Genomic DNA, 20,683 nt, shown 5'->3' with positions numbered 1-20,683 from the left:
CTGGTTTGTCCTATGCTGTCAGTTAAACGGCAAAATTAGCGGCAAATACCTAAGGCTTGCGGCGTTCTGGCCGTTAAACAGATTAATCCGTTTTTGGGTGACGTTAATCTGTCACCCAGGCAACTCATTCTTAAGAACAGCAAAATGCATGCCGACGCTTTTGGCAGGCAAGGAGAGACTGCGATGGCAGGTGTATTGGACAGTGTTAACCAGCGTACGCAGCTGGTCGGGCAGAATCGCCTGGAGCTTCTTCTATTTCGATTGCGGGGACGCCAGATCTACGGCATCAACGTGTTCAAGGTCAAAGAAGTACTTCAGTGCCCGAAGCTGTCATCAATACCCAACAGCCGGGCGGTTGTGCGTGGCGTGGCCCATACCCGGGGAGCGACCATCCCGGTTATAGATCTGGGTATGGCCATCGGTTTGCCAGGGATTCCCCAGGAAGAATTGCCCAGCAGTTTCGTGATCATTACTGAGTACAATCGCAAGACGCAGGGGTTTCTGGTAACCGGAGTAGACCGGATCCTGAACATGAACTGGGAAGATATTCTTCCTCCGCCCAAGGGGACGGGTAAGGATATCTACCTTACTGCAGTTACGAAGATAGATGATAAACTTGCTGAAATCATTGATGTAGAAAAGATTCTTTCAGAGGTTTCTCCGCTTCGGGAAGATGTTACTGAAGCAGTCCGGAACAAAAGCGCTGAACGAATTCCAGGGCATTTGCCGGTTCTGGTCGTTGATGACTCCTCTGTAGCGCGACGCCAGATTGAGCGATGCCTGACTGCGATCGGTATGGAAGTGATCACCCGGAATGATGGTAAACAGGCACTTCAATACCTTAAAGAAATCACGGCGGACGGATCGACAGGAAAGGATCATCTTTCACTGATAATCTCCGATGTGGAAATGCCTGAAATGGATGGTTATACGTTGGTCACCCGGATCAAAAGCGATCCCGCACTCAACACGCTGTTTATTATGCTTCATACCTCGTTAAGCGGTGTTTTCAACAAGGCGATGGTGCAGAAGGTCGGGGCAGACGATTTTATGGCAAAATTCAGCCCCGATGAGCTCGCTGAACGAATCATGGAAATAGTTGACCAGAGCTGACTCTACTCATTTGTCGGGTAATTCATTCAGAACTGAGATGCAATGAACGTAGAAATTACGCCACAGGAATATGAATCCTTCAAAACGTTCCTGCAGGATGCGTGTGGTATTTTGCTGGGTGACAACAAGCAATACCTTGTGAAAAGCCGGTTACGGCGGATTCTGGAAGAGAACGGGTTAAATTCTCTCGGAGAGTTGCTGGAGCGCTTGAAAAAACCGGGCCGGGCCAGCCTTAAAGAGTTGGTCATAGATGCGATGACCACCAATGAAACTCTCTGGTTCCGGGATAATCACCCATTTCGTATTCTGCAGGAAAAGTTGTTTCCGGAATTTGCTGCGCGAACCTCTGTTGCACCCCTGCGGATTTGGTCTGCCGCCTGTTCTACAGGGCAAGAGCCGTATTCGGCCAGTATGATTGTCGATGAGTTCCGGCGCCAGAAGCCCGGCAAACTGCGTGATGTGAAAATCACCGCAACGGACATATCGAAAAGCGTACTCGAAGTCGCGCGCCGTGGTGAATACGAAATGATCGCCATTGGCCGGGGCCTGTCGCCTGAGCGCCAGAAACACTTTTTTACGCCTTCCTCAAGTGGTAGCTGGCAGATACGGCCACAAATCAAAAGTATGGTTGAGTTCAAGGAGCTGAACCTGCTTGAGCGTTATATGCTGGGTAAATTCGACATAGTGATGTGCCGCAACGTGCTGATCTATTTTTCTGCCGACCTGAAAAAAGACATACTGACCCGCATTCACGCCACCCTCAACCCGGGTGGTTACCTGATTCTTGGCGCCTCTGAGTCTCTCAACGGTTTGCCGGATCTCTATGAGATGGTGCAGTGTCATCCGGGGATTATTTACAGGAAAAAGTAAGCCATGCCATTTAACGTATGGGTGCTTGTAGCGGCACAGGCTTTGGCCATGTGTACTGCGCCTTTTATTGTATTTATCGGAAGTATTCAGGGACGCCTACTGGCCTCAGCCCCCGAGTTCGCCACGTTACCTGTCGGCCTCGTGGTTGTGGGTACGGTTCTCGCCATAAAACCTGCTACCTGGTTGATGGAAAGGCTAGGGCGCAAGCGCGTGATGTTGCTTGGTGCGTTAATGGGCATCCTCGCTGGTATTCTCGGTGCACTGGCGTCCTGGCTCGGCCAGTTTCCGATGCTTTGTCTGGCTGCAGTAGTGGGAGGAACCGGGCTGGCGGTGGTGCATCAGTATCGCTTCGCGGCGATGGAATCCGTGCCAGATAACATGGCGGGCTCAGCTGCTGCCCGAGTGTTGCTTGGTGGGCTGGTTGCTGCGTGGCTCGGCCCTGAAGTAGCCGCATTGGGCAACGGAGCCGGGGCAGAGCACCCGTTCCTTACCAGTTGGCTGGCTCTGGTGGGTGTTCAGTTTTTCGCATTGGTGATACTCGGTGTGGGATACCAGGCAAAAGGCGAGCGGGTAAGAGAGACACACGCAGGTGGTGGCAGGCCCATGCGGGAAATCCTGGCCAACCCTCTGGTTTGGGTAGCTATTAGCGCTGCTGCTATTGGCTACGCTGTTATGAGCTTTATCATGACCGCAACGCCACTGAGCATGACTGAAATGGCTGGGCATGATCTGGATGATGCCAAGCGGGTTATTCAGCTGCACATCATGGCCATGTATTTGCCATCGCTCATCAGTGGCTGGCTCACCCGGGTTTTAGGCATACCTCTGATGATGGCGGCAGGCCTGCTGGCCTATCTGGGATGCGTTGTACTGGCCGCCAGCGGTGTCAGTTTTCACCATTACCTATCTGCACTACTACTATTGGGTGTCGGATGGAATTTCCTTTTTGTAGGTGGTACCACCTTGCTACCCCGCGGCTACACAGATGCTGAACGCTTCCGGGTTCAGGGGCTGAACGATATATTTGTATTTGGCTCGCAGGCTACTGCCGCCCTATCGGCTGGGGTTATCCTTTCCTGGCTGGGTTGGTCTTCGCTCGTAATGATCGCCGTGCCGTTTCTGGTAATCCATGGCGTGCTGATGACAGTCTGGTTAACCCGTAAAGAAGTAGGGGCCAGTGAGGCTTCGTAACTTGAGGCGTATATGGAGCAGCTTAACCTTCGCCACCTTTACTATTTCTGGGTGATAAGCCGAGAAGGCTCGATTGCCCGCGCCAGCGACGTGCTGGATCTGGCGCCGCAAACCTTGAGTGGACAACTTGCGACCTTCGAAGCTTCTATTGGCGGTCGACTGTTTCTGCGGGAACGGCGAAAGCTCGTCCTGACAGATCTTGGCCGGCTGACACTTGGGTATGCCGACGATATTTTTGCTCTTACAGGAGAGTTAACAGAAACCTTGCGATCGGGTCCCGCGGACCGCCCTCTGGCGTTATCGGCAGGTATCTCTGCCTCTATCCACAAGCTGATCGTCTATTACCTTTTGCAGCCTGCGATGGCGATCAAACGACCGGTTCAGCTTGAATGCCAGACGGGCCGAACCCAGGGGCTGATTTTGAGTCTCAAGCGAAAAGAGCTGGATGTGGTCCTCACAGACCGCATGCCAGGAATACAGCAAGAAACTAATTTGACCGTTCACCCGATTGCCAACTCCAGTATCAGCCTCTTTGCCGCGCCGGCGCTGGCGCAAAGATTGAGACCCGGATTGCCGGAGTCACTGAACGGAGAGCCCTTTCTTGCCAATGCCACCGATGTGCCTTACTTCGACCGCCTTATGAACTGGTTCCTTTTAAATGGGGTTCGCATGAACCTGGTGGCTCGAGTGGATGACAGTGCGTTGATTAAGGTCTTTGGGCATGAAGGCTTCGGTGTTTTTGCTGCACCTACCGTCATTCAGCACGAAGTCTGCCGGCAGTATGAAGTGGAACACCTCCTTGCTATTGATGACGTAACAGATGAGTTGTTCGCCATCACCCGTGGGAGCCGGCTAGATCACGAGGGCGTTCGGGCCATCTGCGAAGTACGCACAGATTTCAGGAATCCCAGAGATACATCGAAAAAAACGATGTGAATTGATTATAAAACATTATTTTATCGAGCTTTAAATGTGGCCACTATGGAGGTGTAAAAGGCAGTAGCCCAAAAGGAGAGGCCACCATGAAAACTATCCACAAATTCCGCATTGAACCGGGTAAAGAGCCAACCACCCTATCGCTTACCGAAGGTTACCGAGTAGTTCGTTGTGAGTACCTTATACCCGATAAAGCCGTTTACCTTTGGGTGGAACAGCCACTGAACGTGGGAGCCCCTGTATTGAAGCGGCAGTTCCGTGTCGCCTTTTCCGGGGAGCCTGTGCCCAGGGACTTTGAATATATAGATACCGCACTTGATCAGTTCGGCCCAGAGGCGTACCACGTATTCGCAGTGCCGGCAGAAAGCCAGGCAGATGGTGTGGAACCTGAGAACGATAGCCTTGTTAACCAGCCTCTTGCAGCTTCGGACTGGTAAAGGCTCTTGGCACTCGTGTAACCCCAACTTAAAGGGCCCTTAGGGGCTCTTTTTTTCTCTTTGTGTAATCGTTGCGTAGAATCATTGTCTCATGCCCCTATTCGTTTACATACAGAGAGAGTTCCATGGCATTTTCACGCAATCATCTGAAGCTTCTGGCTCTTGCGCCGCTATTTTTGTTAGTCGCAGCTTGTACCGGCGTGCCGCAAGGTATACAGCCCGTAACCGGGCTTGATCCGGAAAAATTCCTGGGGGAATGGTATGAAATTGCCCGCCTTGATCACTCGTTCGAGGAAGGGCTCAGCCAGGTAACGGCCGAGTACGAATTGCAGGATGATGGCAGCATCAAGGTGATTAATCGCGGGTTCGATGCGGAGGCTGGCGAATGGAGTCTTGCTGAGGGCAGGGCGGTGTTCGTGGGTGATGAGACTACTGGACATCTCAAAGTATCGTTCTTTGGCCCGTTTTACGCGTCTTACGTTATCTTTGAGCTGGACCAGGATGGGTATCAGTATGCTTATGTCACCGGCTACGACCGGGACTATCTATGGTTCCTTTCACGCACACCTGAAGTCAGTGAAGAAGCGTTGGCCCGTTTCCGACGGGCGGCTGTTGAGGCGGGCTTTGATCTGGACGAGCTCATTGTGGTGGATCATCGCCCTGTTGAGTAGGTCTCGGTCAGAAAGGTAAGTGGCCGGTTTTAACCCAGATAATGGTCTCTTGCTCCACAAATGGGTGATGCTGACTCAAGTGAGGGCTTCTTATCCAGGAGCCTTCCGGGTAGCGGCCGTGCTCATCGCAGAACTCCCCTGAGAGCACGAAGATCTCTTCACCACCAAAATGCCGATGGGGCTGAAAAACCTCATTGGCAGGCCATTTAACCAAGGCTACATGTTCGTGTTCGAATTCATGCAGTGGCATCACCTCAAGTCCGCCGATTCCAGGTAACCAGCCTTTGCTCCGGGTATCAATCTGAACGGTGGCTTTATCGCGATCATTGAACTGGTGTAGCTTTACCAGCAGCGTGCAGCCATCCTTGCTGAACGGTGCGTGACCACTTCCAGGTGGATTTCGCAGATAGGTGCCGGCCGGGTAATCACCGTTTTCGTCCGAAAAGACACCCTCCAGGACCAGTATCTCTTCGCCAAGGGGGTGTTCGTGCCTCTTGAATGAGGCACCAGGCTCGTACCGCACAACGCTGGTGGCATGGCCGCGCTCAGCTTCTTCTCTGGCCAGAGGTTTCCTTAGAACACCGCCCGCAGGGCTGGGGACCCACTCCTGCTCACTGGTGCGGACAACAACCCTGCTGCCAAAATCCATGTTCAGCATTGTGTGCCTCCTAAATAAAGTCGAGATGTCCTTTACGGTACCAAGCAACGAATGGATGAATGGGCTAACCGCTACTTGATCAACGCTTGTACATCACGAAATGCAGGGTGTTTGCAGTGTCGCATCCACTCAAATGCCACCATTTCTACGGTAACAATGCGTGCACCACTGCTACTGAGTCGATCAAGGGCAACATCCCGGTCAAATTCATTGCGCGAGCCGGTCGCATCCGCAACAACCCACACCTTGTAGCCTGCATCGATCAGGCTTAGCGCCGTTTGCATCATACATACATGGGTTTCGCAGCCCGCAATAATAATGTGTTGTCGGCCTTCCGGGAGATTCTCAACCAGCCCGTCCGGGCAGGCATCAAAGTGGTATTTGGCGATAGTTTGGTCGCAAAGCTCTTTGACGATCTCTGCATTAGGCCCCAGCTTTTCAGGCAGCTGCTCGGTGGCCAGCACGGGTATTTCCAGAAGCCCTGCAATTGTAGCGAGGGTTGTGCAACGGTCGATTACCTCAGCGCCGTACGCAATCGCGGGCATCAGCTTTTCCTGGACATCTATCAGTAGCAGAGTCGATTGTTCCGATTTCATGAGCATTGAAGGCCTCCAGGCTTTATCAATATGCTAAGTAGAGTGGGTTGCCATAGTACCCCTAGCCAAGGGCGCCGAATACCATACACATGATTATTGGCGTAAACGGTAAATTTTACCTCGATATAGCGTAAGAGAGTTGCCAAGCGCCGCCAAAACCATTAAAGTTTGCGCCCTCAAATGAGCGACAACATAGCTGATTTGAAACAGGTTATTGGAGAGGTGGCCGAGTGGCTGAAGGCGCACGCCTGGAAAGTGTGTAAACGTTAATAGCGTTTCGAGGGTTCGAATCCCTCTCTCTCCGCCAATTAAAAACCCCGACTTTCATTTGGAAAGTCGGGGTTTTTTCGTTTAGGTGCAGCATCAGTCGCCCCCAGGCTGGCCGTTTCTTGGTTCTGCCAAATGTAAAATCTTTCCGCTTTACCTCTGTGTACTCACTGTTGCAACCAAACTGTCATATTCCTGACATATCCTCAAAATGCCAATTTTATGAGGTAATTCATGTCTATACATCTTACCGTCCGTCAGCGCTTGTTTGTATTTTCCGGGTTTTGTTTAGTTGCACTTGCCGGCCTGGGATTGCTGTCGATGACAGTCGTTGATGAGGCTGAGGAAGCCACAGGTAGGCTTGTTCAAGAGCAAATGTCGGATGTCTGGTTGCTGACTGATCTTGATCGCAGTCACCGCCAAATCCAGGACCTTGCCTTCAAAATTAAGGCCCAGTTGTTGCTGTGGGACGAGATCAACGCAGAGTTTAAGGAAAACTCAGCAGCGATAAAGGGGCAGTGGCAGTCGGCGCTTGATAACCCACGCTTACAAGGTTGGGCAGAGGCGAACATGGAGGCTCATTATGCAATTCTGGAACTGCTCGAGGCTCTGAAAGAACCCATTGATGCAAAGAGCTACTACTCCGTTGGCCAAGTTGTTGATTTTAATCTTTATCAAGCACTTGATCCAATTCTTGCTGAGATCGAAGCCAAGCTCTCTGCAGGCCGCCAGCAATCCGATGAAGGAGCCATCTCACTGATTGATTTTCTCGAACAACAACAGAATTTGTTAATTCTGGGTTCGCTTGTCGTTTTGATTGGTGTTTTGCTGCTGACGTTCTGGTTACGTCGCACGGTAACCACAAGACTTCAGTTGATTGCGGAGTGCCTCCGCTCAATGGAAGCCGCCTCAGACCTTTCTAAATCACTACCTGTTTCAGGACGCGATGAAGTAACTGCAGTGGCAATGGCGATCAACGGATTGATTGAAAAATTCAAGTTGTTCGTGGATGACGTCACGGGTGCGGCGATGGCTCTGCAGCAGCGTTCGGCCAATCTGGACGAGCAGGCCGATGCAGTGAAGGCCTCATCGCAGCGCACCAACCTGCAGATCCATGAAGTGGTTTCGTCAATGGGCGCGATTACCCATAGCGCTAGCCAGATTGAGCAATCGGCTCAGAACTCCAGAGCGCAGGTTAGTGGTGCCGTGAAGGGTAACGATGATGTTCAGAACCAGCTGCGAGAGAGCGAGCATGCAGCAGAACACGCAGTTGAGGTGATCAATCGCGTTGCCGAGGCGATTGAAGCGCTTCGCGGGTCCAGTGTAAAGATCGAACAGGTTATTGGTGTGATCGCGGACATCGCTGAGCAGACAAACCTTCTCGCACTGAACGCAGCCATTGAGGCGGCCCGTGCAGGAGAGCAGGGCAGAGGCTTCGCCGTTGTTGCCGATGAAGTGCGAAACCTGTCACGACGAACAGGTGAATCCACTAACCAGATCCGTCAGTGGGTTAATGAGTTGGTGGCTCAGGTTGATAGCGCCCATGGCCTGCTCGATGAAACCCGTACAGCCGGTGATACAAGTCGCGATACGCTGGAAACACTCAAAACGCACCTTGTAGCCCTCGAACAAACCTTTGATGACCTCAGCCATTTTTCCAATGAAGTAGATGAGGCGATTCTCGTTCAGCGTGATGAAATTGGCCGTGTGGGCCGGCATGTGGATGCGCTCGGAGAAAGTTCACAGGGATTGGATCAACATATTGGCAAAACCAAGATGGTGAGTGAACAGTTGCAGGGGCAGTCGGAATCGCTGAGAGCGCTTATTGCCCGTTTCCAGATTCAAGGTGAATAAGACCGTAAGGCGGGCACGCTGTACGGGGCTCCCGCCGACCTACACTTCCCATGATTTGACAAATTTTTGATACCTTTTTGACCCGCCATTGACGTGGTCCCTTCTATTCTGCACTTCGGTTAATAAGTCGCCTGAGGCGAAGCTTCTTACACAGAGTGCAGATATGACTTCATTGTCTTTCCCGATACGCTCATTGCCGGAACGTATCTATCAACGGTTCAGCTGGACCGGTGCTTATGCTCCGATATTGATGCTATTTTTGGCAATACTTCTCATCGGAGGGTTGTCCCGTTTTCTGCTGGTGGCATGGCAGTTCGATCGGGTTGCGGAAACATCCGTCTGGCCAGACATTTTTCTTCATGGATTACGGGTGGATCTGATCATGGCGGGTATGGCCGTGGCACCTCTGGTCCTGCTTTTGCCGGTTCTGGGTCATCGTTTCAGTTGGACAGTCTGGAAGCGTCTGACAGGCCTGTGGTCGCTTTTTGTTGTTTTCGTGTTTCTGTTCATGGAGCTGGCAACGCCAACCTTTATTGCAGAATACGATACCCGGCCCAACCGTCTGTTCATTGAGTATCTGAATTATCCCAAAGAGGTACTGAGTATGCTCTGGGAGGGATACTTGCCGACAGTTGTTGCCGGAGTCTTTCTTTGTGTCTCAGTGACGCTTTTGTTTGCCTGGTTGCTGCGACCCTGGTCAGGGGAGGTCAGGTCGGGCAGCTATCCTCGAGCGCTTCTGGTTTGGCCGATCGTAATTCTCGCCGTGTTTATGTGTATTCGCTCCACGACCGGCCATCGACCTGCTAACCCGGCGATGTTCGCATTGACTTCAGATGCCCTGGTGAATTCGCTGATAATCAACTCAACCTGGTCGGTGGCCTTTGCTATCTACAATCTCAAGCACGAGGACGACGCAGGTGACATCTACGGCCAAATGGAAGTTTCCAAAATACTCGATGAGGTGAGGAGTGCGCCCTGGCTCAGTAACTACGCTTTCAGCTCAAGTGAGTTTCCGACGCTACACCGGCAGCGCCCTGTACTCGAAAAGTCCCGCCCACTTAATCTGGTCATTGTTCTTGAAGAAAGCCTGGGTGCGACCTTTGTTGAGTCATTGGGTGGCACCCCGGTTACTCCTCGCCTTGAAGCCCTGAAAGACTCGGGCTGGTGGTTCGAGAATCTGTATGCGACGGGTACAAGGTCTGTTCGTGGTATTGAAGCTGTTGTCTCCGGCTATTTGCCTTCTCCGGCACGGAGCGTAGTGAAGCTGTCACTGTCCCAGACAGGGTTCTTTACCTTGGGTGAGCTGCTGAAACATAAAGGCTACGACACAGGTTTCATTTATGGCGGTGAAGCCCATTTTGACAATATGCGCAGCTTTTTCTCCGGAAACGGTTTCGACACGATCATCGACGAACAGGACTACACCAGCCCCGTTTTTACCGGGAGTTGGGGGGTCAGCGATGAAGATCTGTTCGCAAAAACCCATGAAGACCTTGAGAAACTCCATGCGTCGGAGAAACCTTTTTTCCGTCTGGTTTTTTCATCTTCCAATCACACTCCATTTGAATACCCTGACCAAAGAATAGAGCGTTACGACGATGAGAAAAATACTGTTAATAATGCCGTTAAATATGCAGATCACGCCTTGGGTAATTTCATCGATACTGCCCGAAACAGTGACTACTGGGAGGATACGGTGTTCCTGATTGTTGCTGATCATGACGCCAGGGTCTGGGGTGACGAGCTGGTGCCCGTGAAGAACTTTCAGATTCCGGGGCTGATACTTGGGGCTGATATTGAAAGCCGGCGCATTAAAACAGTGACCAGCCAGATCGATCTTGCACCAACCCTGTTATCACTAATGGGCATTGCCAGTGACCACCCGATGATAGGCCGTGATCTGCTGAGTTTTCCGGAAGAGCCCGGCCGGGCGATCATGCAGTTCAATGATTACTATGCGTGGATGGACGACCGCTTCAACGTGACAGTATTGCGGCCCGGTCAGGAAGCTTTAGCGGGAGTCTATTCCCGAGAAAAGGGCAGCACAGAATATCTGGAAGACAGTCCGGAGAAAGCTGCGACTGAAAAAGCGCTGGCCCATGCACTCCTTCCACTGATGTTGTATCGGGAACAGGCGTATCAGGCCAAGCTATGAACGTGGATCAAAAACTCCGTGCCTTTGCCGTCTGATTGCGAGACCTCCAGATCCCAGCCCAGTCGTTCACAAACCAGCCGGACAATCAGCAACCCGAAAGTGGTGTTGCTGAACTCTCCGGCCGGGGACGTAATGGCGCGGGGTGCTTCGTCAGTATTCAGGCTTGCAGTAATTCGATCAGGAAGTCCGGGGCCGAAATCCCGCACCGAGATGCTGGAGTCGAACATTCGAACCTCCACCTCGGAAACGGTGTGCCTTAATGCATTTTGCAACAGATTTCTCAGCAACATGCGCACCAGAGCGGGATGAGTGTTTATTCTCAGTTCCGAGCTGTCTGAGTAGACAGTAATCCGCCCGGCATGATTCGGAAGCCCCTGTTCCAGGTCATCAATGGTGTTCTGGACGATTTCCTGCAATATCACGGTTCGGGCATCGTCTTTGGGCGTTTCACTGCGAGCGAGCTCAAGCAGGACATCTGTATCGTCGCGCATGGTTTGCATGGCCCGGCGGATACGAGCGAGGGTTTTTTCGTCCGCTGCTGACAAACTCTGGCGCTGCTCGAGTACGTTGAGGGCGCCACTCATCACGGCAAGGGGTGTGCGCAACTCATGACTCGCTAGCTTCACAAACGACTTCTCGCGCTCGATATGGCGCTCTGAAGCGGAAAGGAAGCGGTTAAATGCAGCAGCGATATCGCAAAACTCCTGATCATGATAATCCGTAGTGATTTGCGGCATCCTGGAGCCCGGTGCTGTGTTGAGGACTTCACGAGTCAGCTTTTTAAAGGGGCGCACCAGGTATTGGGCGCCTGTGCGGGCGACAAAAAAACCGACAAGAAGCATGAAGCCGGCTACACCTGCCAGAGCAAGCTGAACCAGGGACTCGCGGTTTTCCATGATCGTAATATCCTGAGCCAGAAACAGCTTTCCGTCTGGCGCAGTCACCTGCTCGCCGAATATGAGAAGTGTTGTTTCACCTATCTCGACCTCTTGGGAAAACGGCAGAGGGAGGCTCTGAAAATAGTCTGGCAGGCGGTCTTCATGCTCACCTTCGGGAAGGAAAGTGGCTTCCAGTTGGGCTGTTTTTAGAGGTTGAAAGCTCCCTTCCCGGAGTTGCTCTGTGAAAAACTGGGCATCTGCCTTCAGCTCCAGGCTGAGAATAGTGTCCTCAACATCATTTACAAACACCTCGACGATAAACATCGAGAGAGCAGTCGTGGCGGCGATCAGGAAAAACAGGGTTCGGGCCAGACGCGTGGTCAGGGAGAATTTCATGGTGTATCGGTGCTTTCTTTTTCAAGGGGGTCCGCAGGGACCTCTAACCTGTACCCTCGTCCATGGATGGTTTTTACCATACCGCTACCCACGCTGGCCTGAAGGGATTTCCGGAGTGTGTAAATATGAGTTCGCAGGCTGTTTCCTTCCGTTTCGCCATAATGTGCTCCCCATATGGCTTCGCTCAGTGCTTCGTGGCTGAGGAAGCTCGGATAGGCTCGCATCAATAATTCAAACAGGCGAGCCGGCGTGCCGGATAGTGCTGTTTTCCGCCCGTGCAGTTCCACTTCAAGTGTGCCCGGGTCGAACCGTACATCGCCGGCCGACAAGACGGGCCTCTGGGGTGAATAGCGCCGGTGCAGGGCTTCAATTCGCAATTGTAGCTCACGCAACTCGAACGGTTTTACAAGGTAATCATCAGCACCGCAATCAAACCCTTTTTCCTTGTCGGTCAGTGCGCTCAATGCGGTCATCAGAATAACAGGCGTTTCGCATTTCAGGTCCTGGCGGATACGCCGGCAGATATCATAACCATTGATGCCAGGTAGCATCAGGTCCAGCACGATAACGTCGTAGGTCTGGGTGGCGAGCAAATGCAGGGCGGTCAGACCGTCAGCGGCAAAATCCAGAGCGTAACGATCCTCACCCAGAAACTCGAACAGGTTTTCAGCCAGATCCACCTGGTCCTCAACAATCAAAAGCTTGAGAGACGGTTTGACAGACCTTTTGCCAGAAGTCAGTGCAGGAGTTAGTGCAGAAGAGTGATCAGATGTCATTCAAGCGAACTCCGTTGGCGCCAGACACTGTATGTTGACCGTGGCGCGAGCCCTCAATAATCAACAATTGATAGCGATTATTTTCCATAATCTTCCGGTTCGAAATGGATAAGTCAGCCACGTTATTCTCTGACCAGCTCCTCGGAACGGCCACATACAAACGTTTAAATCTGTCGGCCAACTGCAACTTACTCAAACCACCCCGGGTAACTTCAAGAGCATCCCCGCCTGAGTAAAACCTGGCGGAAAAGGGCAGGTTGTCCAGATACATCAGCGGGCTGTCCTGTGCTTGCCTGTTCTGTTGGTAATAGCTTACCAGTTCCTTCTCCGTTTTGACCGGCGTCCAGCCTGTCGCGGCCAGACCGACGAAGACGCTCAGTAAAACAGGCACAAGCGCCACCAGGCCGCCCCGTACCCTAAACAACGGGGAAGTCTCCCAATGCGAGACCCGGCGACCGATCAGGATGGCGGTAAACGGGAGTGAAGGCAGTACATAAGTCCAGAGTGTATTGCCTGCGAGCGTAAAAAACAGCATAGGCGCTATTGCGCTGAGCAGTAGAAAGCGGACTCCGGGATTTGATATGGCTGTGTGCAGGACTTCGTTTCTTCTGCCACTGAGCAATGCACTTGCCAGGCTCGCCAGCGCAACAATTCCCCATGGAAAGGATGCCCACAACCAGAATATCCAGATCATGCCCTTGGGCCGGTTATGCGCACTGCCGTAGAGGTCTCCAGCCCAACCCGGGTCCAGGAACCGGCGAATATGTTCCCCTATGATAAAGTAATCCAGAAACCCGGGGGTCTTTAACTCAGCCATGACATACCAGGGGCAGACCAGCAGCGCAGTTATCAGAGTTCCTCCCAGCCAGGGAAGTCTTCGCAAGTATGTGGTCGCCTCACGCCATGAGAGAAGTAACCACAAACCAAGGGGAATTCCGGTCAGCACCAGGGCCAAGGGGCCTTTGGACAGAAGTCCGATCACCATTCCAAGAAAGAAAAGCCATCGCCAAACGCCGCGTTCTCCCGACATCACCAAACAGAAGCTGACCAGCGTAAGCGTGGTGCCAAGAGCCAGAAAGGCGTCGGTCATTACGGCTCCGGCACTGATGTACGTGAGGGCCATGGTCCCGAAAACCAGGCTACTCCATTGAGCCACCTGAACACTCCAGAGTTGCCGCGCCAGTCGCCACACCAGCCACACCATGCCGAGCGTTGCCAGCCAGGAAGGAAAGCGTAGCGAAAACTCCGAGATACCGAGCATCTTGATGGACGCCGCCTGGGCCCAGAAAGACAATGGCGGTTTACCCCAGAAAGGAACGCCGGGTTCAAACCAGGGCGTAATCCAGTCTCCGGTTTCCGCCATCAAGCGGGCGATTTCCGCGTAACGAGGCTCGGTAGTGTCTGCAAAGGGAAACAGCGCCATGCTGATGCAGCGGCTCACTAGAATTACCGCCAGTATCAGCAACCAGACGTTAAACCGCTTTGACATGTCGTGCCCCTGTCATTTTACGATTAGCCTGCTGCGTAACACTGACCCGGCTTTCAAGCACCTCTTCGGTCAGGTAAATCGGTCGCTGTTTGGATTCCATATAGGTCTTGCCGACGTACTCGCCCACGATGCCCACGCTTATTAATTGAATGCCACCGAGAAAGCTGATGATGGCCACCAGTGATGGGTAGCCGCTGGTCGCATCGCCCAGCATGATAGCCTTGACGACGATCCACAGCCCGAATACCGCGCCCATAGTGGCGGCGATCAGTCCGATCAACGTAGCCCAGCGCAAAGGTGACACCGAGAATGAAGTCAGCCCTTCAAGCGCAAGTCCAACCAGCCCCGGATAATCCCATTTTGTTTCTCCTGCGGCTCTGGGTTCGCGGTCGTACTGGATTATTCTGGTTGGCATGCCGACCCAGGCAAACAAGCCTTTCATATAGCGATTGCGCTCCGTCAGCGACAACAGAGCGTTAACCGCCTTTCGACTCATCAATCGGAAATCACCGGTATCCACCGGAATATTTGTCCGGCTGGTTCGGTTCAGCAACCGATAGAAAATGTGCGCACTCCAGCGCTTTAAGGCCGTTTCCCCAGCCCGTGAACGACGCTGCATCAGAACAACATCTACACCAGACTGCCAGCATTCGACCATGCCCGGAATCTGCTCGGGCGGATCCTGCAGGTCGGCATCCAGCACAATCACCGCATCGCCCATGGCATGTTCCATCCCCGCCGTCATTGCGGCTTCTTTGCCGAAATTCCGGCTCAATTTAACAAGACGGATGCCCGGCGTTCGGTCAACAACGCCGCGGATGTATTGGGCACTGCCATCGTCGCTGCCATCATCAACCAGTACGATTTCCCACTTCAGGTCCAGTTGAGCGAGCACCGGTAGAACCCGCTCAAAGAAAAGAGGCAGCATGGGGCGCTCGTTAAATAGCGGCACTACGAGTGATAGCAATGGCTTATCAAACGGTACAGCAGGGAACTCAACGCGTTTGTTCATGGAAAACCAGCCTTTGGTAAACGGTGTAATTCATTGCAGCGACAAGCCCCGTAGCAGCCAATTGGGAAAGCGGTACGGGAAGTGCCAAAAGGTTATTGAACAGGAAGAAAAATACGAGATTGCACAGCCAGGCGAAAAAACAGGATCCGACGTAGCGCCATAGGGTAAATCTGTGCGGGCCAGCGTTATGGAAGGCCATGCGTCGCTGTAGACCATAGTTCAGTGCGGCGCCCGACAGGCTTCCACTTGCGGTTGCGACTGTTGGCTCAAGCCCGGCGCCAATCAACGCAGCCATAACAAGCCAGTGAAACAGCGTGGCAAGGCCCCCGGCAGCCAGGAATCCTTGCACCTGGCGTGAGAAAAAAGGTGGTGAAAATCTGATCACAGCGAAAATGCCCCCCTTGAAGACAGACGAAGTCGGGCTACTCGTGAGTGAGTACCTTAGCTCTGGCGGTATCACGACTTTGTGGAGGTTTTATCAGGAAAATGTCAAAACTTGAGAAGGTAGATGCAGAAAGGAGGGCACGGACTGCAGGCTTTCGATACTGGCTTTGATTTCAGAGCCACTTCTTCGATTCTGCAATCACTGTGTTCATGCTGCTCTGCAGCGTTCTGTCGCGACGAACGGCAAGGTAGAGAGTCTCACTGACCGGGGTGGCAAGCCGGTGTGTCCTCACACACTTGGGTCTCCCGAAGGCCTCGACAGCATGGGCTGGTAATACGGTAAATCCTAATCCCATGCTCACCGGCTCCAGAATCAAACCAATCTGATTCGAAAAACCTTTCTTTTGAAACAGGTTACTGTGCTGAAACTGAGTGTAATTGGCACCAAGCAGCATACCCGCATGATGAGCTCCATCAGGGTGGTCAATAAATCCGAGTTCGATTAACGATTCCCAGCTGGGCTCAACAATATCGGCGGGCGTCACTAGCAGGAGAGATTCTTTTGCGACCGGTGAACAGCTCACTTCTTCCAGAGTTGACGCGCTGGTCATATACCCAAAATCGATCCTGTAATCGGAAAGCGCGTTTTCGACGTCAGCATTTGGAGCGAACCGGTAATCAATCACAAGCCCGGGATGCTGGCTTTGCAAATTTAGGAGGTGAGGGTATAGCTTGAGCCCCACGCTTCCCGGGGACATGACTTTAACTAAGCCTTCGTACGGAGGGTCTTCGACGATTCTTTGTTCAAGGCTGGATAGCGCCTGAAGGATCGCACGTCCTTCGGCGTACAGCAGTTCGCCAGCATCTGTGAGCGAAAACTGTTTGCCTTCACGAATCAGAAGGGCAACGCCCAACTGGTCTTCCAGTTTTCGCACGTGTTGACTGACTCCGGATTGAGTCATGTGCAGGCGCTCAGCCGTGCGAGTGAAGTGACCTACCTCAACGAGTGTGCAAAAGCTCCTGAGCCAGGTAGTGTTAGTCATTACAAATTATACTCATAAATATGATAAACGATAATTTTACGTACTTATAAGGCGATTGTAACCTGTCTCTACGTTAAAACAGGAGTGCAGGACATGAACAACGTTTACCCAAGAAATTTTTCGCACATCGGTATTTCAGTACCCAGTCTTGAAGATGCCGTTAAATTTTATACCGAGGTGATGGGTTGGTATCTGATCATGGAGCCAACGGAGATCGTTGAGGATGACAGCCCCATTGGTGAAATGTGCACCGAGGTGTTTGGCAAAGGTTGGGGAAGCTTCCGCATTGCCCACATGTCTACCGGAGACAGGATTGGTGTCGAGGTATTCCAGTTTAAAAACCAGACGAATCCGGAGGATAACTTTGAGTATTGGAAAACCGGTATCTTCCATTTCTGCGTGCAGGATCCGAACGTTGAAGAACTCGCTGATCGTATCGTAGCAGCCGGTGGCAAGAAGCGTATGCAGAAGCCGCGTTACTACTATCCGGGTGAGAAGCCTTACCGCATGATTTACATGGAAGATCCGTTCGGGAACATTCTGGAGATATACAGCCACAGCTATGAATTGATCTACAGCGAAGGCGCATACTGAGTCGCGGCATGGCACCATGACCGATGCCTGGTCGGTCAGGTGCTTTGTCTGCGCTTGATCATTTCGTCGGCAAGGCCAGTAAGATCTGACGCACAAAGGTCGGGGACGGGGACATTGGTTGCAGGCAGGATGTCGTTGTAAGGGCGTTTGAGAAATGCGCCCTGGCACCCGGTAGCTTGCGCACCGATGGTATCCCACAGGTGGCAGGCTACCAGGCACAGATCTGAAGTCTCGACCCCTAACTCCTTAGCGACAAGACGGTAGGTGTCCGGAGCCGGCTTGAATTTTTCTACTTCAGCGACACTGAAAGCCCTTTCAAAAAAATGGCTTAATCCTGCTTTCTCGAGCGGAGTGGGGGAGGCGCCGGCGGCTGAGTTGGTCAGCGTCACCATTCGAAACCCGGCGTCCTGCAAGCGGGTGAGTGCGGGTAAAACGTCAGGGTGTGCCGGCATTGAACTCATTCGTTCTTTCAGCTCTGCAACATCCGTATCCGCAATGTTCACGCCATGGATACTCGCCGTCATTTTCAGGGCACCAATGCCTAGCTCGCCAAATGGCGAATAAAGCCCCGAGAGGGTCATTGTCTGGGAATAAAGTACAAGCTGTGCGAACCATTCTCTAAGAACGCCCGGATTGCCAAAGATTCGATCAAACAATGGCTCCAGGGTAGTGATATCCAGAAGCGTTTCGTTTACGTCAAATACGATTATCGAGGGGAAGCCTTTAGTGGGCATAAGTCATTCTCTTGTTGTGTTAGCGGAAATGCTGGCACCTGTAGAGATGTTAGTTTCTTTCTGGGACTGTATCTGGACTTGAATGATTGCTCAATATAAAATTGAGCAATCATTCAGACTCTATTGTCGTGTTGTATCGCGACTTCTATAACTGGAAATATCCATGGCTCGAGCAATGATTCACAACCGGCAAGATTCTCTGGAGCGGGCGCTGCACCTATTTTGGCAGAAAGGCTTTCATGCCACCTCGCTGAAGGACCTGGAGAAAGCTCTCGATATGCGACCGGGGAGTATCTATGCAACCTTCGGTAGTAAAGACGGGCTTTTCCAGGAGTCTCTGGAGCGATATGCCAGTCTGGGGCTGGCGAATCTTGAACGTATCTTACTCGCCCATGAATCACCTTTGGCTGGACTGGCGGCTTATTTGCGTGGGCTTGGCGGTCTTTGTGACCAGGGTTTACCAAGTCGTGCCTGTATGCTGGTAAAAAGTCTGCTTGAATTGGGTGAGCGTGAGCACGCAGCCCGGAGCAAAGCAGAAGAGTTGTTGGCTGGTATGGAGGCGCGCTTTGTGTCTCGTTTCGCTGACGCTCAGAGGATGGGGGAACTGGATAGCCGGCTCGATCCCATCCGGCTCGGCCGCAGGTTGCAGGCTGAGGTGATGGGGCTGCGGGCCTTTGCTCAGCGTGATGTGGACAGTGCTGCCGTGCATGCCCTGGCAGAGGATATGGCACTGTCACTGGAAGCGCTGCGCATCAATGGTGAATCGGGTAACAATACGCACTGACGGTCTGTGGATATTTGCCTGCTCTCGTGGTTTTCATCCAGAGAGCAGGTTGTTCAAGGCCCGAGCGTCAGTCCGCTGATTCCGGCGCCAGCTTATCCTGCGTTTTCCGATCAAAATCCGAGGCATCATGGCGCTCATGCAGTTGCTCTGAAAGCGGGCCTCTGGTGCGATTCACTATACGGCCACGCTGAACGGCGGGGCGTTCAAGAATGTCTTTTGCCCAGCGGCGCACGTTCTTATAGCTCTCCACCTGTAGGAACTCGCCTGCGTCATAGGCCTCTCCCAGCACCAGGTTTCCGTACCAGGGCCAAGTGGCGATATCCGCAATGGAGTATTCGTTTCCGCCGAGATAGCGATGCTCGGCCAGCTCCCGGTCCAGTACGTCAAGTTGGCGTTTGACTTCCATGGTGAAACGATCGATCGGGTATTCAAACTTTTCCGGTGCGTAGGCATAGAAGTGCCCGAAGCCACCGCCCAGATAAGGAGCGGATCCTTGCAGCCAGAAGAGCCAGTTCAGCACTTCGGTGCGTGCGGCCGTTTCTTTGGGCAGAAATCGCCCGAATTTCTCGGCAAGATATAGAAGGATCGAGCCACTCTCAAAGACCCGGATGCCGGTTTCGGTATCTAATAGCGCAGGGATTTTTGAGTTCGGATTAATGTCGACGAAACCTGATGAAAACTGATCACCTTCGCCAATACGGATCAGATGCGCATCGTACTCTGCGCCAGTTTCACCAGCAGCAAGTAATTCTTCGGCCATGATGGTCACTTTCTGGCCGTTGGGTGTACCCATTGAATAAATCTGCAAGGGATGCTTTCCTCGCGGCAATGAGGCCTCATGGGTCGGCCCTGCGACGGGGCGGTTAATGCTGGCCCATTCACCGCCATTCTCTGCGTCCCAGGTCCAGACGCTTGGTGGTTGGTACTGATTGGTATCCGACATAACCCTGATCTCCTATACGTTTTCGCGCTCGAAGCCGGAAAGCTGCCCTTTGGGGAATCCAGCAAGCCGGCTTTCGAGCCTTTATGATTAACTTGCCTTATGCCACTCAAATTTCTGGAATGGCTCGTCTACTGGGGTTTCTGCGAGATGGTTGGTGTAGTTGCTCATCACTTTTTGCGCGGTGGCAAGAATCACCTCAAGGATCTGGCGCTTGGTGAAGCCTGCTTCCAGAAATGCGTCCACTGCTTTTTGGTCGACATTGCCACGGCCACGCACGAGAGCAAGGGTGAATTCGCGCAGGGCTTCAAGTCGATCAGTTGGCAGCGGCGTTTCGTTTCTCAGCGCTTCGGTAATGGTGTCATCAACGTTCATGTTTTTCGCGATGCCGGTGTGGGCGGGCACGCAATAATGGCAAGCATGTTCAACATTGATAGTCTGCCACACCACAGTGACTTCCTCGTCATCAAAGCTGCTGTCCAGAAACAGTTGGTGAAGCTGTTGATAAGCTTCAAGCAGTCCAGGAGCTTCGGCCATAACCGCGTGCAGGTTTGGAACCATACCAAAGGCTTCAACGGAATTTTCGAGTAGGCCTTTGCTTTCCTGCGGCGCACTTTGCTTATCGTGAAGAGTAAACTTGGCCATGGATTGCCTCCTTCCAGTTAATATCAAAGTGATATAGCTCGCAATTGCATAGGCTGTAACGAATTGAAGAGATCGCTCAGTTCATTGCGTAATACAGCGTATGTGCGAGTTCGACGGAAGGACTCTAACTCAAATTGAGCAATCGCTCAATATGTATTTGAGTGAACATTCAATTAACAAAAATACATTCGCCGTGACGGGTTTGATATAAGAGGTTCTGGTTGCGCTTTTTTGGGAAAGCTCCTGGGCGTGGCAAAGAT

At 52.4% G+C, this 20,683-nt stretch carries 21 protein-coding genes and 1 tRNA gene; 11 read left to right on the top strand and 11 right to left on the bottom strand.

Annotation, left to right across the window (positions count from 1 at the left end; genetic code table 11):
* Positions 1-183 precede the first annotated feature (183 nt).
* From Q4606_RS14885 to Q4606_RS14860, 6 genes are all read left to right on the top strand, one after another.
* A complete protein-coding gene (locus Q4606_RS14885) occupies positions 184-1,113 on the top strand; it encodes a chemotaxis protein CheV (protein WP_303595788.1) in 930 nt (309 codons plus the stop codon).
* Between the two features lie 42 nt (positions 1,114-1,155).
* The gene (locus Q4606_RS14880; RefSeq protein WP_303595789.1) at positions 1,156-1,983 is read left to right on the top strand and encodes a protein-glutamate O-methyltransferase CheR; all 828 of its coding nucleotides are present in this window, start codon (positions 1,156-1,158) and stop codon (positions 1,981-1,983) included.
* A gap of 3 nt (positions 1,984-1,986) precedes the next feature.
* Positions 1,987-3,174 carry an MFS transporter gene (locus tag Q4606_RS14875; RefSeq protein ID WP_303608026.1) on the top strand — a complete coding sequence of 396 codons (1,188 nt, stop codon included), beginning with the start codon at positions 1,987-1,989 and terminating at the stop codon, positions 3,172-3,174.
* 12 nt (positions 3,175-3,186) lie between these two features.
* The gene (locus tag Q4606_RS14870) at positions 3,187-4,110 is read left to right on the top strand and encodes a LysR family transcriptional regulator (RefSeq protein ID WP_303595791.1); all 924 of its coding nucleotides are present in this window, start codon (positions 3,187-3,189) and stop codon (positions 4,108-4,110) included.
* Between the two features lie 86 nt (positions 4,111-4,196).
* A complete protein-coding gene (locus Q4606_RS14865) occupies positions 4,197-4,547 on the top strand; it encodes a hypothetical protein (RefSeq protein WP_303608025.1) in 351 nt (116 codons plus the stop codon).
* 125 nt (positions 4,548-4,672) lie between these two features.
* Entirely contained in the window at positions 4,673-5,218 is a 546-nt protein-coding gene (locus Q4606_RS14860; RefSeq protein ID WP_303608024.1) for a lipocalin family protein, read from the top strand.
* 7 nt (positions 5,219-5,225) lie between these two features.
* Here the strand turns inward: Q4606_RS14860 and Q4606_RS14855 are convergent, their stop codons facing one another.
* Both Q4606_RS14855 and Q4606_RS14850 read right to left on the bottom strand, forming a co-directional pair.
* A complete protein-coding gene (locus Q4606_RS14855; protein WP_303595794.1) occupies positions 5,226-5,876 on the bottom strand; it encodes a cupin domain-containing protein in 651 nt (216 codons plus the stop codon).
* Between the two features lie 71 nt (positions 5,877-5,947).
* Positions 5,948-6,478 carry an isochorismatase family protein gene (locus Q4606_RS14850; protein ID WP_303608023.1) on the bottom strand — a complete coding sequence of 177 codons (531 nt, stop codon included), beginning with the start codon at positions 6,476-6,478 and terminating at the stop codon, positions 5,948-5,950.
* A 210-nt stretch (positions 6,479-6,688) separates the two neighbouring features.
* Here Q4606_RS14850 and Q4606_RS14845 point away from each other — a divergent pair.
* From Q4606_RS14845 to Q4606_RS14835, 3 genes are all read left to right on the top strand, one after another.
* Positions 6,689-6,779: transfer RNA gene (locus Q4606_RS14845), tRNA-Ser, on the top strand.
* A gap of 194 nt (positions 6,780-6,973) precedes the next feature.
* Positions 6,974-8,593: a methyl-accepting chemotaxis protein gene (locus Q4606_RS14840; protein WP_303608022.1), complete on the top strand. Its 1,620-nt coding sequence runs from the start codon at positions 6,974-6,976 to the stop codon at positions 8,591-8,593.
* Positions 8,594-8,756: 163 nt separating this feature from the next.
* Complete coding sequence (locus tag Q4606_RS14835; protein ID WP_303608021.1) at positions 8,757-10,748, top strand: LTA synthase family protein; 1,992 nt, start codon at positions 8,757-8,759, stop codon at positions 10,746-10,748.
* On the opposite strand, the gene Q4606_RS14830 is transcribed toward Q4606_RS14835, so the two are convergent.
* From Q4606_RS14830 to Q4606_RS14805, 6 genes are all read right to left on the bottom strand, one after another.
* The gene (locus Q4606_RS14830; protein WP_303608020.1) at positions 10,733-12,022 is read right to left on the bottom strand and encodes a HAMP domain-containing sensor histidine kinase; all 1,290 of its coding nucleotides are present in this window, start codon (positions 12,020-12,022) and stop codon (positions 10,733-10,735) included. The genes Q4606_RS14835 and Q4606_RS14830 overlap by 16 nt on opposite strands.
* Positions 12,019-12,798 carry a response regulator transcription factor gene (locus tag Q4606_RS14825; RefSeq protein ID WP_303608019.1) on the bottom strand — a complete coding sequence of 260 codons (780 nt, stop codon included), beginning with the start codon at positions 12,796-12,798 and terminating at the stop codon, positions 12,019-12,021. Before Q4606_RS14825 ends, Q4606_RS14830 begins: the two co-directional genes overlap by 4 nt.
* Complete coding sequence (locus tag Q4606_RS14820) at positions 12,788-14,287, bottom strand: glycosyltransferase family 39 protein (RefSeq protein WP_303608018.1); 1,500 nt, start codon at positions 14,285-14,287, stop codon at positions 12,788-12,790. The genes Q4606_RS14825 and Q4606_RS14820 overlap by 11 nt, the downstream gene beginning before the upstream one ends.
* Positions 14,271-15,299: a glycosyltransferase family 2 protein gene (locus Q4606_RS14815; RefSeq protein ID WP_303608017.1), complete on the bottom strand. Its 1,029-nt coding sequence runs from the start codon at positions 15,297-15,299 to the stop codon at positions 14,271-14,273. The genes Q4606_RS14820 and Q4606_RS14815 overlap by 17 nt, the downstream gene beginning before the upstream one ends.
* A complete protein-coding gene (locus tag Q4606_RS14810) occupies positions 15,283-15,684 on the bottom strand; it encodes a GtrA family protein (protein ID WP_303595802.1) in 402 nt (133 codons plus the stop codon). Before Q4606_RS14810 ends, Q4606_RS14815 begins: the two co-directional genes overlap by 17 nt.
* A gap of 172 nt (positions 15,685-15,856) precedes the next feature.
* Positions 15,857-16,726, bottom strand: a complete 870-nt coding sequence (locus tag Q4606_RS14805; RefSeq protein ID WP_303608016.1) for a LysR family transcriptional regulator — start codon at positions 16,724-16,726, stop codon at positions 15,857-15,859.
* A gap of 93 nt (positions 16,727-16,819) precedes the next feature.
* Here Q4606_RS14805 and Q4606_RS14800 point away from each other — a divergent pair, with 93 nt between their 5' ends.
* The gene (locus Q4606_RS14800; RefSeq protein ID WP_303608015.1) at positions 16,820-17,320 is read left to right on the top strand and encodes a lactoylglutathione lyase family protein; all 501 of its coding nucleotides are present in this window, start codon (positions 16,820-16,822) and stop codon (positions 17,318-17,320) included.
* 35 nt (positions 17,321-17,355) lie between these two features.
* Here Q4606_RS14800 and Q4606_RS14795 read toward each other — a convergent pair whose 3' ends face one another.
* Positions 17,356-18,054 carry a haloacid dehalogenase type II gene (locus Q4606_RS14795; protein ID WP_303608014.1) on the bottom strand — a complete coding sequence of 233 codons (699 nt, stop codon included), beginning with the start codon at positions 18,052-18,054 and terminating at the stop codon, positions 17,356-17,358.
* Between the two features lie 163 nt (positions 18,055-18,217).
* On the opposite strand from Q4606_RS14795, the gene Q4606_RS14790 reads away from it, so the two are divergent.
* A complete protein-coding gene (locus tag Q4606_RS14790; RefSeq protein WP_303608013.1) occupies positions 18,218-18,838 on the top strand; it encodes a TetR/AcrR family transcriptional regulator in 621 nt (206 codons plus the stop codon).
* Between the two features lie 67 nt (positions 18,839-18,905).
* Here Q4606_RS14790 and yghU read toward each other — a convergent pair whose 3' ends face one another.
* Together yghU and Q4606_RS14780 are read right to left on the bottom strand one after the other, a co-directional pair.
* Positions 18,906-19,781, bottom strand: a complete 876-nt coding sequence (yghU, locus tag Q4606_RS14785; RefSeq protein WP_303608012.1) for a glutathione-dependent disulfide-bond oxidoreductase — start codon at positions 19,779-19,781, stop codon at positions 18,906-18,908.
* Between the two features lie 87 nt (positions 19,782-19,868).
* Positions 19,869-20,423, bottom strand: a complete 555-nt coding sequence (locus Q4606_RS14780; protein ID WP_303608011.1) for a carboxymuconolactone decarboxylase family protein — start codon at positions 20,421-20,423, stop codon at positions 19,869-19,871.
* Between the last annotated feature and the right edge of the window lie 260 nt (positions 20,424-20,683).

Origin of the sequence: Marinobacter sp. 1_MG-2023 (assembly GCF_030549045.1) — a bacterium.
GTDB lineage: Bacteria > Pseudomonadota > Gammaproteobacteria > Pseudomonadales > Oleiphilaceae > Marinobacter.
This window is presented reverse-complemented; position numbering and strand designations above follow the sequence as displayed.